The sequence below is a fragment of the Halarcobacter ebronensis genome, assembly GCF_013201825.1.
GTDB classification, from domain to species: domain Bacteria; phylum Campylobacterota; class Campylobacteria; order Campylobacterales; family Arcobacteraceae; genus Halarcobacter; species Halarcobacter ebronensis.
In genome coordinates, this window is record NZ_CP053836.1 from 3,064,109 (window position 1) to 3,079,547 (window position 15,439).

The following is a 15,439-nucleotide window of genomic DNA, read 5'->3' on the forward strand; positions in this document are numbered from 1 at the left end:
ATAAAATAACTTTCGTTATCTTACCTTTTTTGAATAATTATTCCTTGGCTACTATCTTATTGAATTTAACAATTCAACAAAACAGTTGTGTCTATCTATTTATTTTCTTAAAAAAACTATTGTTCTTTCAAGTCAACTTTTTTTTAGATATGAAATTTTATTTTTTTAAATCATCTTCATACGAAAGACAATTTAAACGAAAAAAATTAAAGACTTTAACATTATGTTTTTAAATATCATGCTAACTTAAAAAAACAAGTTTTTTCAAGGTAACGCTTTGGTTCTTTTAAAACCAAATATAAATCTTATCTATTTTAAGACTTATATTTAGTTTTTATAAACTCTTCTCTTGATTTGCTTCTAATAGATGGTGGAGATAAGCGGGATCGAACCGCTGACCTCCTGCGTGCAAGGCAGGCGCTCTCCCAGCTGAGCTATATCCCCAACTATTATTCTATAATCTTTAGATTATCTAAATCATGGTGGGCCTACCAGGACTTGAACCTGGGACCTCACGATTATCAGTCGAGCGCTCTAGCCAGCTGAGCTATAGGCCCATCTTCACCTATTTATTTAAATAATCTTTATAAACCGAACATGAATGACTTGCTACTTATGTAGCTTTTTGAGAAGATAATTGTTTATCTTCTCTTCTCTTATGCTTATTAAGAAACGAATCTTAATAAGGTACATAATCTCTGAAAGGAGGTGATCCAACCGCAGGTTCTCCTACGGTTACCTTGTTACGACTTCACCCCAGTCGCTGAATCCACTGTGGAGGGTAGCTACTTTAGCATCCCCGCTTCGAATGAGTTCAACTCCCATGGTGTGACGGGCGGTGAGTACAAGACCCGGGAACGTATTCACCGTAGCATAGCTGATCTACGATTACTAGCGATTCCAACTTCATGTAGTCGAGTTGCAGACTACAATCCGAACTGGGAGGCATTTTTGAGATTTGCTCCACCTCACGATATTGCAGCTCTTTGTATGCCCCATTGTAGCACGTGTGTAGCCCTGGACGTAAGGGCCATGATGACTTGACGTCGTCCACACCTTCCTCCTACTTGCGTAGGCAGTCTCGTTAGAGTTCTCAGCCGAACTGTTAGCAACTAACGACGTGGGTTGCGCTCGTTGCGGGACTTAACCCAACATCTCACGACACGAGCTGACGACAGCCGTGCAGCACCTGTCCTACAGTTTCTGCAAGCAGACACCAATCTATCTCTAGAAAGTTCTGTAAATGTCAAGTCCAGGTAAGGTTCTTCGCGTATCGTCGAATTAAACCACATGCTCCACCGCTTGTGCGGGTCCCCGTCTATTCCTTTGAGTTTTAATCTTGCGACCGTACTCCCCAGGCGGTGCACTTAATGTGTTTACTGCATTACTGCAATGTCTAGCATCGCAACAACTAGTGCACATCGTTTAGGGCGTGGACTACCAGGGTATCTAATCCTGTTTGCTCCCCACGCTTTCGCGTCTCAGCGTCAGTAATGTTCCAGTAGATCGCCTTCGCAATCGGTATTCCTTCTGATCTCTACGGATTTTACCCCTACACCAGAAATTCCATCTACCTCTCCCATACTCTAGATAGACAGTTTCAAAAGCAGTTCAATAGTTGAGCTATTGGATTTCACTTCTGACTTATCTATCCGCCTACACGCTCTTTACGCCCAGTGATTCCGAGTAACGCTTGCACCCTCCGTATTACCGCGGCTGCTGGCACGGAGTTAGCCGGTGCTTATTCATATAGTACCGTCATTATCTTCCTATATAAAAGGAGTTTACGCTCCGAAAAGTGTCATCCTCCACGCGGCGTTGCTGCATCAGAGTTTCCTCCATTGTGCAATATTCCCCACTGCTGCCTCCCGTAGGAGTCTGGACCGTGTCTCAGTTCCAGTGTGACTGATCATCCTCTCAAACCAGTTATGCGTCATTGTCTTGGTGAGCCATTACCTCACCAACTAACTGATACAATACAGTCCCATCCTCAAGCACTAAAGCGTTTCCCCAGCATACTTTTGTATTATGGGCATATAGGGCATTAGCAGACGTTTCCATCTGTTATTCCTTTCTTGAGGGCAGGTTAACTATACATTACTCACCCGTGCGCCACTTAGCTGACAAGTAAAGCAAGCTTTACCCCGTTCTCGTTCGACTTGCATGTGTTAGGCACGCCGCCAGCGTTCACTCTGAGCCAGGATCAAACTCTCCATAAAAATATTTATAGATTATTTAATCTTGACTTTAATTCTATTACTATTGTAACAAAATCAAATCTCGTGTTAATAGACAAGGATATGTTATTCACATATTCTCTTGTATTTTTTTTGTCATTTCATATTCGGTTTATAAAGATTATTTCTCTCTTAACAAACCTGAGTTTTTAAAGATCGTATCCCTTTAGAACTTTGTGTCGTTCCTCTGAAATTGGACGGGAATTATAGACAAATTTTTTACCTTTGTCAAGAGTTTAAACTAAATTAAACCTTAAATTTTGAAAATTTTTGGGTTTCTACAAAATTTGCCATTTTGTAAGCTTTTTCTTAGTTTTAACATTAATATATATAGCTTTTAAGTTTATTTAAAAAAGGTAATTTCTAAGTTTAAAGTAAATATTAAGAGTAACATTATAAAATGCTACAAAAAATTAGAAAGGACGAAAATGTATAACAGAGATTATCTTTCACAAGAATCATCTCAGTACAGAACTTCTGTTGACTCTTCAAGATCAGAGTTGATGAGCTTTTTAAAAGCTACTTACCAATTGTTTGCTGGATCATTACTAGCAGCAACTGCGGGGGCATATATCGGTCTTGATATGGTTTCAACAATTGCAAGTTGGTATTGGGGATTAGTTATTTTAGAGTTTGTTTTATTATTTGCACTATATGCAGTTAAAAATAAACCAGGAGTTAATTTAGCGGTATTATTTGGATTTACTTTTATGACTGGTTTAACTTTAACACCGTTATTAAGTACAATACTAGCAATGCCTGCAGGTGCTTCAATTGTAGCACAAGCATTTTTAATGACTGCAGTTGCTTTTGGTGGGATTTCTATGTTTGCTATGACAACGAAAAGAGATTTTTCAAGTATGGGTAAAATGTTATTCATTGCTTTGATAATCTTAATTGTTGCTTCAATTTCAAATATTTTTTTCCAATCACCACTTTTACAACTAGCAGTAGCAAGTATTGGAGCGCTATTATTTTCAGCGTTTATTCTTTATGATACACAACAAATAATTAAAGGTGGGTTTTCAACTCCTATAGAAGCAGCTATTGCTCTATACTTAGATTTCCTTAACCTATTTATTTCATTACTACAAATTTTTGGTATATTAAATAGTGATGACTAATAGTAGCTTCCTTTTGGAAGCTACACCTTACAAACAATGACTGATAAAAAAAACCTACGACTTATTGACGCAAACTTAAATAGACTTAGAGAAGGTATTCGTGTTGTTGAAGATATTTTTAGATATGTATATGACAATAAAGAGATCTCTTCAAAACTAAAAGAGTTAAGACATCTATCAAGACTTGAAAACTACAAAGAGATACTTGAAACTAGAGATATTAAAAATGATGTTTTAAGAGAGTCAATAAAGAGTGAACAAAATAGAGCTGATTTATATTCAATCTTGATTGCAAACTTTAAAAGAGCACAAGAGAGTGCTAGAGTATTAGAAGAGTTCTGTAAATTAATCTCTATAAAAGAGAGTGAAAACTTTAAATATATTAGATACGAACTCTACAATTTGGAAATTGTTTTAACAAAAATTACTTCAAACTCTAAATAGTTTAAATCATAATCTTTATAAACTTTTTTTGCTGTTGTAAAATCTAAATTTGATTCACCACTTACACCCGATTTTTTAATATAATCAAACATATCTTTTTTATTTTCAAACTCTAAATTATAGTTATGAACTTCAAATTCACAAGAAAAATATTTAGAAAATGCCTCTTTTATCTTATCTTGTGAAAGGATGGGAGAAGCACTTTTAGATAACATTTGTATTGATTTAAAAGTATTTGAAGTAAAAAGGGCAGCAACAATCTTGTCTGAACTTTTTGAAAGCTTTTCAACAAGTTTAGTTAAATCTTTTGACCATTGTAATGCAGAAGATGAAACAATGATGTCAAACTCTTTATTATTTAAGAATGTACCAAAATCCTCTGAGTCAAAATCATAACACTCCACATGCACATTTGTTGCTTTTGGATGAAGTTCACACATTGAAGCTGAAAAATCAATTGCAACGTATTCATCAAAATCCCAATTTATATATTTGAAAACTTGACCTGAACCACAACCAATTTCAAGTATTTTTTTAGGTGTAGCTTTAATATCTCTTACAAGAGCTTTTGCAGCAATTTGCTGAATTATATTAAAATTATTATACTGATAAGCATATTGTGAAAACTGTTTCTTTACGGACATAAGGGCTATTTTAACCTTAATTTAATGAAAATTAGATAAAATAGCTACCATTTTTTTAAAAGGATAAGCAAAATGACATCTACACTTTTAATAGTTCAGTTCGTTTTAGCAATTATAATAACAATCACTGTTTTGCTACAAAAGAGTTCAAGTATAGGGCTTGGTGCATACAGTGGAAGTAATGAGTCACTATTTGGGGCAAAAGGACCAGGAAACTTCCTAAGCAAAGCTACAATGATTTTAGGACTACTTTTTGTTATAAACACAATATATCTTGGGTACATCTATAATCAAAATAAATTAGAGAGTGCAGTTGATAATGTAAAAACTGAGAGTTTAATTCCTGCAACTCCAGAAAAAGAGAAAGCTCCAGCGGCACCTATTGCACCTGTAGCTCCTGTATTACCTACTGAACCTGCAGGTAAATAAATAAAATATTTGCCTATGATACAAAACTCATAGGCATTTTTAAATACCTTTATAAATGATTATAATGGTATAATCTTTTTCGTTTTAAGCTACAAATTTTAAATAAGGAGAATACAAATGTTAAATGAAATCTACTCAGAAACAAAAGAGAATATGGAAAAATCTCTTGAGTCATTAAAAAGAGACTATAAAACATTAAGAACAGGAAAAGTTACAACTACTATTCTTGATGGGGTTAAAGTTAACTATTATGGAACACCAACTGATTTAAACCAAGTTGGTTCAGTGCTTGCTGCAGATGCAACTACAATTGTAATAAACCCATGGGAAAAAAACCTTTTAAGTGACATTGAACAAGCAATCAATGCAGCTAATATTGGTGTTAATCCAAATAATGATGGTGAGCTTATCAAACTATTTTTCCCTCCAATGACAGTTGATCAAAGACAAGAGAGTGCAAAACATGCAAAAGTTATGACTGATAATGCAAAAGTTGCAATTAGAAATGTAAGAAAACACTCAAATGATAAAGTAAAAAATCTTCATAAAGATAAAGCAATTACTGATGATGAAAATAAAAAAGCATTAGATGAAATTCAAAAAATTACTGATTCATATGTTGCAAAAGCAGATGAGATTTTAAAAGCTAAAGAGAAAGAAATTTTAACGGTTTAATTATGAATATAGAACAAATTTATAAAGATGCAGATGCACTCTTAGAGGGACACTTTAAATTAAGTAGCGGAAACCACTCTAAGTTTTATTTACAATCTGCAAAAGTTTTAGAAGACCCAAAGACTGCTAAAATATTAGCTGATGAACTTGCAAAAATGATAAAAAGCTCTGGTATTAAAGTAGATGCAATTTGCTCTCCAGCTCTTGGTGGTCTTATTGCAGGTTTTGCTCTTGCAACTGCTCTTGATGTAAGATTTATCTTTGCAGAGAGAGTTGATGGTCAAATGACTATTAGAAGAGGCTTTGAAGTTAAAGAGAATGAAAACTATATTATCTGTGAAGATATTATTACAACTGGTGGTTCTGCTTTAGAAGCAGCAAAACAAGTTGAAAATGCTGGTGGAAATATAGTTGCTTATGCTGCTTTAGCAAATAGAGGATTTTGTAGTAGAGTTGGTAGTGATATCAAAGCAAAAGATAACTGCAAACTTCCATTAGATAAACCACTTTTTGCACTTGAGGACTTCACATTTGAAATGTATTCTCCAGATGACTGTCCCCTTTGCAAAGCAGGTAGTGTAGCTTACAAACCAGGAAGTAGAGGAAACTAATCTCTATGAGCAGATGGAGAGATATCAAACAAGGAAATATCAAAAAAGATACTTCAAAAGATGAAAATGATAACTCTTTAAAATCTGCACCACTGGTTACAAGAATTAAATCCTTTCTTGTTGATATGTTTATGATTATGATGCCTATTATGTATGTAACTACATATCTAATTATGGATGGTAAAGATGATTTCCAAGGAAGTGAAGATGCCAGATGGATAACAGCTTGTGTTTTTGGACTTATTATAATTCTTTTTTGGAGCATTAAGGGACAAACTCCTGGATATAAAGCCTACTCTTTAAAACTACTTGATAATAATACAAAAAAGAGAGTCTCTTTTTTAAAATCAACTTTTAGATATTTTCTTTTTCTAATCTCTGCAACAACAATAATTTTAGCTTTTGTTCCATTTTTTAGAAAAGATAAAAAATGTGTACAGGATATATTAACAAATTCAACAGTTGTTTCTGAAGAGAAATAATGCTCTTTTTTAAACTATCAGCCTTTTACTTTTTCTATTTTGCAGCGGTTGGTGTTTATGTTATATTTTTACCAAAAGTTTTACACGATTTAGAGTATACAGCAATGCAAATTGGTATTGTTTTTGCTTTAGCTCCACTTATGCGTTTTATTACTCCTTTTCTGTTTTTAAAACATATAAAGTTAAATCAAAATGTCTTTAAAGCTGCACTTTTTTTATCAATATTTTGTTCTATATCTTTTTATCTAACAATAGAAAACTTCTATTTTTTTATGGTAAATAATGCAATATTAGGTGCATCTTTATCACTTATCTTGCCATACTTAGAAGTTAATGCAATTAAGATATTGGGAAAAGATAAATACGGCAGATCAAGACTATTTGGTTCAATTGGATTTATTCTTGTTGCAATACTTTTAGGACAGTTCCTAACTCATCCTTTTGTGGCATTACACTACTATCTCTTTGTAAATGTTTTAACAGTTGTTTTTGCTCTATTACTTCTAAAATATGATGATGTAAAACATGATGAAAGTTTGTCTTCTGAACCTTTTTCTTTTTTTAAATATTGGCCTTTTTGGGTAGCAATATTTTTTATGCAACTAAGTTTTGGAGGCTTTTACAACTTTTTTACCATATATGAGACAGAACATGGGGTATCATTACAAATGGCTTCATTTATGTGGTCGTTTGGAGTAATCTGTGAAATAATTCTATTCTATTCCCAAGCTCCACTTCTAAAAAGAAATCTTTTACATATCATCAAGTTTTGTTTGAGTTTAACTATCCTTAGATGGTTTCTGCTTTTTGTATATCCAGAAAATATTATAATTACATTTTTTACGCAAAGTATTCACGCTTTCTCTTTTGGACTTTTTCATAGCGCTGTTATTATCTATTTGTATTCTCTATATGAAAATAAAAAACTTGCTCAACAGTTTATGTATGGAGTTGCTTATGGTTTAGGAGGATTTATGGGTGCATTAATTGCAGGTTGGTTATATGGAGAGTATCTCTTTTTATATAGTGCTATTTTCGCTCTTTTTGCTCTTATCTCAATTTCTAATAAAAGACTTCCAAATACAATATAAAAAGAGTATCCCCTTTTAGATTAAAAAGTATCTTCTAAAATCTCAGAAAATCTTTTCCATGAGGCTTTATCTGCATTTTCATTATAACTTTTTGCACCAAATACTGTAAAAGCATGTGGTGCCCCACTATAAGTTAACATCTCATGTTTTATTCCTGCTTCTTCAAGTTGCATTGCCAAAGAGGCAAAATCCTGCATACTTACAACTTTATCCGCTGTTCCATGAAATACTACAATCTCACCTTTAGTTTTTGAATAATCTTCACCTTTAGGTGTTGCAAGTCCACCATGAAAAGGTATAAATTTTTTAAGTTCAACTCCCGCTCTTGCAAACTCCAAAATTGCCGCTCCACCAAAACAATATCCAATACCAACTGCATTATTTACATTTAATCCCTCTTTTTTTGCCTCTTCAAATCCAGCAAACAAAAGCTCTCTCATTTTTGCTCTATCTTGATAAAGATCATTTGTCAATCTCTTTTTATCTTCAAGCTTTTCAGGTCTAATTCCTTTTCCATACAGATCAACTGCAAAAGTTGCATACCCCATCTCATTTAACATTTTTGCTCTTTTTACCTCATAATCAGTTATCCCATCCCAATCATGTACAAGGAAAACCAATGGAGCATTTTTTGAAGGGGAACTCATATAACCTTCATATTTTTTTCCATTAACCTCATAAGTTACAAACCCATCATTTGCAAAAAGTAAAATTGCAGAAAAACCAATTGTTGATAAGATTTTTTTCATGAAATAGCCTTTAAAAATAATTTTTTTTTAAATAAATATTATCTATTTAAACTTAACTATCAATTAGCAATAAAAGTTAACTCTTCTTTTTCTCTGATAATTGAGCTTCCCTGTGTTCTATAACATCCCTTAGATTTTCAATAATTTTGTTTTGTTCTACAACTCTATTTTGTATTTTTATCAATTCACGATTTTTATCTTTTAATTCCATTGAAACTTTTTTAATATCAAAATTTAATTGAAGGTTTGTGTTTTTTAGATCTTTTGCATAAGAATAAGTCTCTTTAAGTTTTTCATTTGAAATTGCAATTATATTTTCTGTTTTTTCATTAAGGATTTTCATCTCTTCTTCATAAAATAGAATTTGTGAATTTAGTTTTTCAATTTTTCTTTTTTCACTAGATAATTTATTTTCAAGAATTTTATTCCCTTTTTCCCTATTTTGATTTTCTATTTTACTTTCTAACTCTTTTATATACTCCTCATGTTTCTTTTTCTCTTTACGACTTTCGGACATATTATGCATTACTCTTTTTTTAAATTCTCGTCTTTCATTTTCCTCATCAGTAATTACAAATCTTATTGCAATATATTCAACTATATTTTCTCCATCCTCATCGTATTGGGGTATTATTGTTGTATTAACAAAATAAGAGGAATCATCTTTTGCTCTGTTTTTTATTTTCCCTTTCCAAACTTTCCCCAATGAGATTGTATGCCACATCTCTTTAAACACCTCTATTGGAGTATCTGGATGTCTTACTATACTATGTGGTTTACCTATTAATTCCTCTTTTTTGTATTTGGATACATTACAAAAATTTTCATTTACATAGGTAATATTCCCATGCAAATCTGTTTTTGAAATATTTGCAACAGTATCTATAACTTCTAAATATCTTTCCAACTCTTTTTTTTGTTTTTCAATTGTTTCTTGTTGTTTGATAAATCTACACTCTTTTTCAATTTTTTTTATTGCACTATCTATATCAATTGGTTTTATAATATATTCGGTAGCTTGTAGTTTAATTGCCTCTAAAAGGTACTCTTTCTCAAGATATGCAGTTGTGAAAATAAAAGGGATCTTTTCATCTAATTTCCTAATCTCTTTTAATAATTCTATTCCATCCATATTTGGCATATGAATATCACTAATTATTGCATCGATTTTTATATTTTTCAATCTAAGGATTTTATAAAATTCCAAAGCTTTTTGCCCATCCTTTAAAGCATAAAAGTTTTTAAATGCTTTTCCCATGTGTTCTTGCATAAAGCTACGAATTGTATTTGAATCTTCTGCACAAATAATTGTCAGCTCTTTTAAAAAGTTCTCTTTCATATCCAACCCTATTTTGGAAATAAATAAATTATATATTAAATAAAAAAAACAAAAGTTTAAAAAAAAAATTTTAATATATATACTTCTCTGATCATTGATTGTAATCAATGAATCATCTCTTACTTTTTAATACAATTCAAATTCAAAATAATTAAAGAGGAATAAAAATGAGTATGTTTTGTTATCAATGTGAAATGAGTGCACCAAACGGCTGTGGAAGTACAGGGGCAAATATGGGAACCTGTGGAAAAGATGAAAATCTATCTAGACTGCAAGATATAATGATATTTGGATTAAAAGGTCTTAGTGCTTATAGAGAGCATTTAAATGAGTTAAAACCAAATGAAACAAAAAGTGTTGATGATGTTATTAGTGAAACCCTATACTTTACCCTTACAAATGTAAATTTTAATTTTCAAGACCATATCAATCAACTAATGAAAGTTGGAAGGGCTGGTGTAGAAGTTATGGATAAACTATCAAATGCTCACACAAATAAATTTGGAGTTCCTACTCCTGTGAAAGTGAATCAAAACAATGTTGAAGGTAAAGCCATTTTAGTTAGTGGTCATAACTTGGAGATGTTGGAAAAACTTCTAATTGCTACAGAAAACAGAGGTATAAATATCTATACTCACTCTGAAATGCTTCCAGCTCATGGTTATCCACAACTTAGAAAATATTCACATTTAAAAGGTAATGTTGGAAAATCTTGGTTTGATCAAGTTGATTTAATGAAAAAATTTAAAGGTACATTTGTTGTAAATACAAACTGTATTGTTCCACCTAAAAAGAGTGCAGATTATCTAAATAGAGTTTTTACTTACAAAATTGTAGGAATTGAGGGTGCAACCCAAATTATCGATGATAATTTTGATGAGTTAATAGAAAAAACTCTTCAATGTGAAGATACAAATATGAATGAAAATCTGTTTCTTACAACGGGACACCATTATAAAACTATACTAACTCTTGCACCACAAATACTAAAAGCTGTTCAAGATGGAAAAATAAGTCAGTTTTTTGTAATAGCTGGGTGTGATGCTCCTGGAAAAGCTGGAAACTATTATAGAGATTTGGCAGAAAATCTTCCAAAAGATTGTGTAATTATTACATCAAGTTGTGGTAAATTTAGATTTAATGATATTGATTTTGGAGAGATTGAGGGAACTGGAATCCCAAGATATTTAGACTTAGGGCAATGTAATGATAGTAATGGTGCCGTTGAAATTGCAAAAGCAGTAAGTGCCGCACTAAATACACCAATTAATGATTTACCAATCTCAATTGTACTTTCATGGATGGAACAAAAGGCTGTTATTATACTTCTTGCTCTATTTAGTTTAGGTATTAAAAATATCTATCTTGGACCAAAACCTCCACAATTTGTAAATGAAGATATTTTCAATTTCCTTGCTGAAAATTTTAACTTACATCTAACAGGAGAAGCTAAAGAGGATTTAGAAAAACTTTTGATTAAAAAAGTTGCATAAAAAAGCCAACTCTTAGTTGGCTTTTAGATTCTTTTCTTAGAATGTTTTAATCTCATAACCGAAATTATGTGAAATAATCATCCCTTCAGGAAGTTTTGTTCGAAGGCGCTTCACCATTGAGCGAAGTGCCATTGAACTAATTTTTTCTCCTTCCCAAACATAGTTTTCTATAGATTCACTAGAAGTTATTCTATTTTCATTTTTAATTAACAAAAATAAAAATCGTCTCTCTTTTTGTGTAAGCTTTAAAGCCTCTTTTTGTTCATTAAACAAAGTATCAGTTTGAATATCATAAGTAAAGCCATTAATAAGTTTTTTGCTCTTTTCTAAAGGAGCCCACTGCTGTATTTTTTGTTCTAATTCATACATATAAAAAGGTTTTTTTATAAAATCATTGCATCCACTTGAATATGCTTTTTTTAGATTTTCCAATTCACTATTTGCACTAATAATAATAGCAGGAGTCCATTTATCAGTTAGTCTAATTTTTTTTAAGAGAGTAAGTCCATCCATATTTGGAACATTAATATCCAATATGAAACAGTCAAACCCATTAAAGCAGTTTTTATAAGCCTCTAGTCCATCTTTAAAACACGCTACTTCAAGGCCTTTATCTTCTAATATCTCTTTTATCAAGTCTAATAGGCTTTCATCATCTTCTAATATTAAAACTTTCATATTTTATTTTCACTTCTCTTTAATTAAGAGTAGCTTTATATTAATTTTATATTTTTTTTCTATTAGATAAATGTGATATATGTTTCAAAATAGAATAAAAAAGGGTTCCATTAAAAAAATGGAACCCTTAAAATCATTGCTCTTGAAGAAACTTCTCAATGAGCATTTTTTCATCTTCAGACAATCCCGCCTGCGGTGCCATATTTTCTAAAATACTTGGCCATACATTTGGAACAAACTCCTCTTTATGATGGATATCATGACAAGCTCCGCATCGTGCTTCAAATAAAGTTTTTCCATCTTGTAAGATTTTTGATTTATCTTGAGTCAATAAATCGGTTGAAATATAACCTTTAATAACCACTTCAAACCACTCTGTATCATATTCATCAACTTGTTTACTAATAACTTTATAATCAGCAAAATCACTTCCCTCATATCCTAAAACTAAAACTCCAGCTTTTTCATAGACAATTGGACTATCTTCAGGAGCAAAACCGGTAAATTCAACTTCACTAACGTTTCCTTTTTGTGAAAGCACTTTTACTTGTGAAGCCACATAGATTTTACCTAGGCTCTCTTTTTGATTTTGATCTTTATAAAGCACTGCATTTTTATTGATATACTCTGCATGAGCTGTTACACTAAATATAACAGCTAATACAAAAAGTATAAGCATCTGCTTTATTTTTAACATTTAAGCTCCTTTAATAACAGGAGATTTAAAGATACCAATTTCTGGCACTTCTCCTTCAAATTTTTCAATCTCAACTAAGGCAGTCGCTTGATTTCCTTGAGCAAGATTTGACGTACCTACATCTGGAATAAGCACATTAACATCTCCGTGTCTACAAAGTGTTCCTGGTTCTCCAGCTTCACTTGGATCATACCAAGCTCCCTCTTGCATTCTAACAGCTCCCTCTTTTATATAATCAGTAACAACAGCTCCACCTAAGATTTGTCCTCTATCATTGAAGATTCTAACCACATCTCCATTTTTTATATTTCGTTTTTTAGCATCATTAGAGTTAATCCAAATAGGTTCTCTTCCATTAACCTCTTCAAGGTGTCTTAACCACGTATTATTTAATTGTGAGTGAAGTCTATATTTTGGGTGTGGAGAGACAAGATTCAATGGATATTTATCAACTTTTTCAGACCCTAACCACTCCATTGGTTCAAACCACATTGGGTGACCTTTACAATTATCGTAGTTGTAACTTGCAATTTTTTTAGAGAAAATTTCGATTTTTCCTGATGGTGTACCAAGTCTATTAACTATTGGATTTTTTCTAAAATCTTCAAATCTAACAAATTTTTTTGCAACTTCTGGTGTTTTAAATTCACAATAACCTTTTTCCCAGAACTCATCAAATGTAGGCATTTTTACATTTGAATTTTTTGCTTTTTCATATGAAGTATTATAAAAATATTTTATCCAATCCATTTTACTTCTTCCTTCGGTAAAACCATGTACATGTTCCTCTGAGAAGTGTTTTAACAACTCTACAAAAATATCGTAATCATCTTTTGCTTCTCCATAAGGTTCAGAGGCTTGTTTCATGGCAAAAATATAACTGTTTGAGTGCGCTTTTGTAATATCATTTCTCTCTTGTTCTAATGTAGTGGGAAGAATAATATCTGCCATTCTAGCTGTAGCAGTCCAGAAAGCATCTTGAATAACAAAAGTTTCAAGTTTTTGGTATGCTTTAATCATTCTATTTCTGTCTTGATGATGATGGAAAGGATTTCCTCCTGCCCAATATGCCATTCTTATATCCGGATATTTAATGATATTACCATCAAAATTAATCTCTTTTCCAGGATTTTCTAAACACTCAACAATTCTTGATACAGGAATAACTGGCACTTTATTGTTTTTCCATGGCCCATCAATTTTTGTTTTTCTACCCATTCCTGAAAGTCCAGGAGATGCAGATAAAGCACCTTTTTCTGCTGTTGGTCCAGTTGAACCATTTATAGATTTTTCACTTTGTGCATTTCCTGTTGCAGCTGCTGGCATAGGAACACCACCACCAGAATAGTGATAACTACAACTATAACCTCCACCAGGAAGTCCAATTTGTCCTAACATACTAGCTAAAGTAATTAACATCCAGTTTGGTTGTTCTCCATGGTGTGCCCTTTGAGTAGCCCAACCACCCATTAACATAGTTCGTTTAGAAGAGAACTCTTTAGCTAACATCTCAATAACTTCTTCATCTACTCCACAAATTTTTGATGCCCATTTTGGAGTTTTTTCAATTTTATCTTCTGTATTACCTAATAGATACTCTTTGAATTGTTTAAATCCATATGTACATTTTCGTAAGAATTTTTCATCATGCAGTTTATTTGTATATAAATAGTGTGCAATCCCTAACATTAAAGCAACATCAGTTGTAGGATTTATTTTAATATGTTCTGCATCAAAATAGATTCCTGTATTGTTATACACTGGATCAATGATATAAAATTTTATACCTCTTTTTTTAGCCTCTTCTTTGAGTTCTTTTAAATATTTGTATGTTTTATGATCAGGAACACCCCAAGCAATTTGGTTTGTATTAACTACATCTGCACCCCAAAAAACAATACATTCGGCACTTTTTATCAATACTGGATATGCAGTTGGTTTTGCTGTTGATTCATCTGTACCTGTAATATATGGAGTAATTTGTCTAATTGCATGGGTTGAATATGTGCATGTTCTTGATGTATATCCACCTGTAATATGAAGCATTCTTCCAAGTAATGCTTGAGGGTTATTTAAAGATCCAACACAATACCATCCATAACTTCCACCATAAATAGCCTCATCTCCGTACTCTTTATGAGTTCTTTTTATCTCATTGGCAACAAGTTCTAATGCTTTGTCCCAACTAACTCTTACAAATTTATCTTTCCCTCTTTTTGATTTATCACTTTTATAACCATTTTTAAGATAATCCTCTCTAACACAAGGATAAAGGATTCTATCTTCTGCATATGTACGAGCAGGAAGTGCATTAACTAAAGAAGATGGATAATCATCTCCTTCAAATGCATTTACTCCTTCAAATCGAGAATTTCTTACATCAGCCGTAAAAGCACCAAAGTGAGAAGCACTGAAACTTCCCTTCTTGTCATTAAATAGAGATTCTCCCACCAAAGGTATCGCCTGAGCTTGTGCCACTGCAGCTGCTGCAATAGAACTTGTTTTCAGAAATGTTCTTCTGTCCATGTTACTTTTCATCTCAATCTCCTTTTTTAAATTAATCCATAAATTTTTATTAAGATTAATTTTTAATTTTTTGGTTTAATAAAATTATAAAAAAAGATTGTGGCAAAAATATGTCAAAAATGGAATTGAAGAATATTATTTTAGAATTTTTTTATTCTATTTTTTAAATATGTTTTTATTATTTTTTTAAAAATAAACTTAATATCAAGATTTCAAATCT

Annotated in this window: 14 protein-coding genes, 2 tRNA genes and 1 rRNA gene; 8 read left to right on the forward strand and 9 right to left on the reverse strand. The window is 32.0% G+C overall.

The annotated features are described in order from the left end of the window. Nucleotides 1-368: 368 nt before the first annotated feature. From AEBR_RS14900 to AEBR_RS14910, 3 genes are all read right to left on the reverse strand, one after another. A tRNA-Ala gene (locus tag AEBR_RS14900) sits at nucleotides 369-444 on the reverse strand. 36 nt (nucleotides 445-480) lie between these two features. Then, nucleotides 481-557 (reverse strand) — tRNA-Ile (locus AEBR_RS14905). A gap of 144 nt (nucleotides 558-701) precedes the next feature. Beyond that, nucleotides 702-2,219: ribosomal RNA gene (locus AEBR_RS14910) — 16S ribosomal RNA — on the reverse strand. A 446-nt stretch (nucleotides 2,220-2,665) separates the two neighbouring features. Between AEBR_RS14910 and AEBR_RS14915 the strand changes: the two genes are divergently transcribed. Together AEBR_RS14915 and AEBR_RS14920 are read left to right on the forward strand one after the other, a co-directional pair. Beyond that, a complete protein-coding gene (locus tag AEBR_RS14915) occupies nucleotides 2,666-3,361 on the forward strand; it encodes a Bax inhibitor-1/YccA family protein (protein WP_129085807.1) in 696 nt (231 codons plus the stop codon). A 36-nt stretch (nucleotides 3,362-3,397) separates the two neighbouring features. Then, nucleotides 3,398-3,805: a thiamine-phosphate pyrophosphorylase gene (locus AEBR_RS14920; protein ID WP_129085808.1), complete on the forward strand. Its 408-nt coding sequence runs from the start codon at nucleotides 3,398-3,400 to the stop codon at nucleotides 3,803-3,805. On the opposite strand, the gene AEBR_RS14925 is transcribed toward AEBR_RS14920, so the two are convergent. Beyond that, the gene (locus AEBR_RS14925) at nucleotides 3,757-4,449 is read right to left on the reverse strand and encodes a methyltransferase (RefSeq protein WP_129085809.1); all 693 of its coding nucleotides are present in this window, start codon (nucleotides 4,447-4,449) and stop codon (nucleotides 3,757-3,759) included. The genes AEBR_RS14920 and AEBR_RS14925 overlap by 49 nt on opposite strands. 72 nt (nucleotides 4,450-4,521) lie before the next feature. Between AEBR_RS14925 and secG the strand changes: the two genes are divergently transcribed. The 5 genes from secG (at nucleotide 4,522) to AEBR_RS14950 (ending at nucleotide 7,737) form a co-directional block, all read left to right on the forward strand. Continuing rightward, the gene (gene secG / locus AEBR_RS14930; protein ID WP_129085810.1) at nucleotides 4,522-4,878 is read left to right on the forward strand and encodes a preprotein translocase subunit SecG; all 357 of its coding nucleotides are present in this window, start codon (nucleotides 4,522-4,524) and stop codon (nucleotides 4,876-4,878) included. A gap of 117 nt (nucleotides 4,879-4,995) precedes the next feature. After that, nucleotides 4,996-5,553: a ribosome recycling factor gene (gene frr, locus AEBR_RS14935; RefSeq protein WP_129085811.1), complete on the forward strand. Its 558-nt coding sequence runs from the start codon at nucleotides 4,996-4,998 to the stop codon at nucleotides 5,551-5,553. Nucleotides 5,554-5,555: 2 nt separating this feature from the next. Continuing rightward, the gene (gene pyrE / locus AEBR_RS14940) at nucleotides 5,556-6,164 is read left to right on the forward strand and encodes an orotate phosphoribosyltransferase (protein WP_129085812.1); all 609 of its coding nucleotides are present in this window, start codon (nucleotides 5,556-5,558) and stop codon (nucleotides 6,162-6,164) included. A 5-nt stretch (nucleotides 6,165-6,169) separates the two neighbouring features. Further along, a complete protein-coding gene (locus AEBR_RS14945; protein WP_129085813.1) occupies nucleotides 6,170-6,646 on the forward strand; it encodes an RDD family protein in 477 nt (158 codons plus the stop codon). Continuing rightward, a complete protein-coding gene (locus AEBR_RS14950; protein WP_129085814.1) occupies nucleotides 6,646-7,737 on the forward strand; it encodes an MFS transporter in 1,092 nt (363 codons plus the stop codon). The genes AEBR_RS14945 and AEBR_RS14950 overlap by 1 nt, the downstream gene beginning before the upstream one ends. Nucleotides 7,738-7,757: 20 nt before the next feature. On the opposite strand, the gene AEBR_RS14955 is transcribed toward AEBR_RS14950, so the two are convergent. Both AEBR_RS14955 and AEBR_RS14960 read right to left on the reverse strand, forming a co-directional pair. Further along, on the reverse strand, nucleotides 7,758-8,486 hold the full coding sequence (locus AEBR_RS14955; RefSeq protein WP_129085815.1) for a dienelactone hydrolase family protein: 729 nt from the start codon (nucleotides 8,484-8,486) through the stop codon (nucleotides 7,758-7,760). Between the two features lie 76 nt (nucleotides 8,487-8,562). After that, nucleotides 8,563-9,825 (reverse strand): response regulator, encoded by a 1,263-nt coding sequence (locus tag AEBR_RS14960; protein ID WP_129085816.1) that lies wholly within the window; start codon nucleotides 9,823-9,825, stop codon nucleotides 8,563-8,565. Nucleotides 9,826-9,992: 167 nt separating this feature from the next. Between AEBR_RS14960 and hcp the strand changes: the two genes are divergently transcribed. After that, a complete protein-coding gene (gene hcp, locus AEBR_RS14965) occupies nucleotides 9,993-11,318 on the forward strand; it encodes a hydroxylamine reductase (RefSeq protein WP_129085817.1) in 1,326 nt (441 codons plus the stop codon). Between the two features lie 36 nt (nucleotides 11,319-11,354). Here the strand turns inward: hcp and AEBR_RS14970 are convergent, their stop codons facing one another. The 3 genes from AEBR_RS14970 to AEBR_RS14980 form a co-directional block, all read right to left on the reverse strand. Then, on the reverse strand, nucleotides 11,355-11,996 hold the full coding sequence (locus tag AEBR_RS14970) for a response regulator transcription factor (RefSeq protein WP_129085818.1): 642 nt from the start codon (nucleotides 11,994-11,996) through the stop codon (nucleotides 11,355-11,357). Nucleotides 11,997-12,129: 133 nt separating this feature from the next. Beyond that, nucleotides 12,130-12,693, reverse strand: coding sequence for a hypothetical protein (locus AEBR_RS14975; protein WP_129085819.1), 564 nt, complete (start codon nucleotides 12,691-12,693; stop codon nucleotides 12,130-12,132). Then, a complete protein-coding gene (locus tag AEBR_RS14980) occupies nucleotides 12,694-15,231 on the reverse strand; it encodes a molybdopterin-dependent oxidoreductase (protein WP_228712103.1) in 2,538 nt (845 codons plus the stop codon). It abuts the gene before it with no gap. Between the last annotated feature and the right edge of the window lie 208 nt (nucleotides 15,232-15,439).

Bases quoted from the DNA above. Each gene is read 5' to 3' on its own strand.
- secG (WP_129085810.1), top strand. From the start codon at position 4,522: ATGACATCTACACTTTTAATAGTTCAGTTCGTTTTAGCAATTATAATA.
- AEBR_RS14960 (WP_129085816.1), bottom strand. From the start codon at position 9,825: ATGAAAGAGAACTTTTTAAAAGAGCTGACAATTATTTGTGCAGAAGAT.
- AEBR_RS14920 (WP_129085808.1), top strand. From the start codon at position 3,398: ATGACTGATAAAAAAAACCTACGACTTATTGACGCAAACTTAAATAGA.
- AEBR_RS14955 (WP_129085815.1), bottom strand. From the start codon at position 8,486: ATGAAAAAAATCTTATCAACAATTGGTTTTTCTGCAATTTTACTTTTT.
- frr (WP_129085811.1), top strand. From the start codon at position 4,996: ATGTTAAATGAAATCTACTCAGAAACAAAAGAGAATATGGAAAAATCT.
- AEBR_RS14975 (WP_129085819.1), bottom strand. From the start codon at position 12,693: ATGTTAAAAATAAAGCAGATGCTTATACTTTTTGTATTAGCTGTTATA.
- AEBR_RS14925 (WP_129085809.1), bottom strand. From the start codon at position 4,449: ATGTCCGTAAAGAAACAGTTTTCACAATATGCTTATCAGTATAATAAT.
- AEBR_RS14980 (WP_228712103.1), bottom strand. From the start codon at position 15,231: ATGAAAAGTAACATGGACAGAAGAACATTTCTGAAAACAAGTTCTATT.
- AEBR_RS14950 (WP_129085814.1), top strand. From the start codon at position 6,646: ATGCTCTTTTTTAAACTATCAGCCTTTTACTTTTTCTATTTTGCAGCG.
- pyrE (WP_129085812.1), top strand. From the start codon at position 5,556: ATGAATATAGAACAAATTTATAAAGATGCAGATGCACTCTTAGAGGGA.
- AEBR_RS14945 (WP_129085813.1), top strand. From the start codon at position 6,170: ATGAGCAGATGGAGAGATATCAAACAAGGAAATATCAAAAAAGATACT.
- hcp (WP_129085817.1), top strand. From the start codon at position 9,993: ATGAGTATGTTTTGTTATCAATGTGAAATGAGTGCACCAAACGGCTGT.
- AEBR_RS14915 (WP_129085807.1), top strand. From the start codon at position 2,666: ATGTATAACAGAGATTATCTTTCACAAGAATCATCTCAGTACAGAACT.
- AEBR_RS14970 (WP_129085818.1), bottom strand. From the start codon at position 11,996: ATGAAAGTTTTAATATTAGAAGATGATGAAAGCCTATTAGACTTGATA.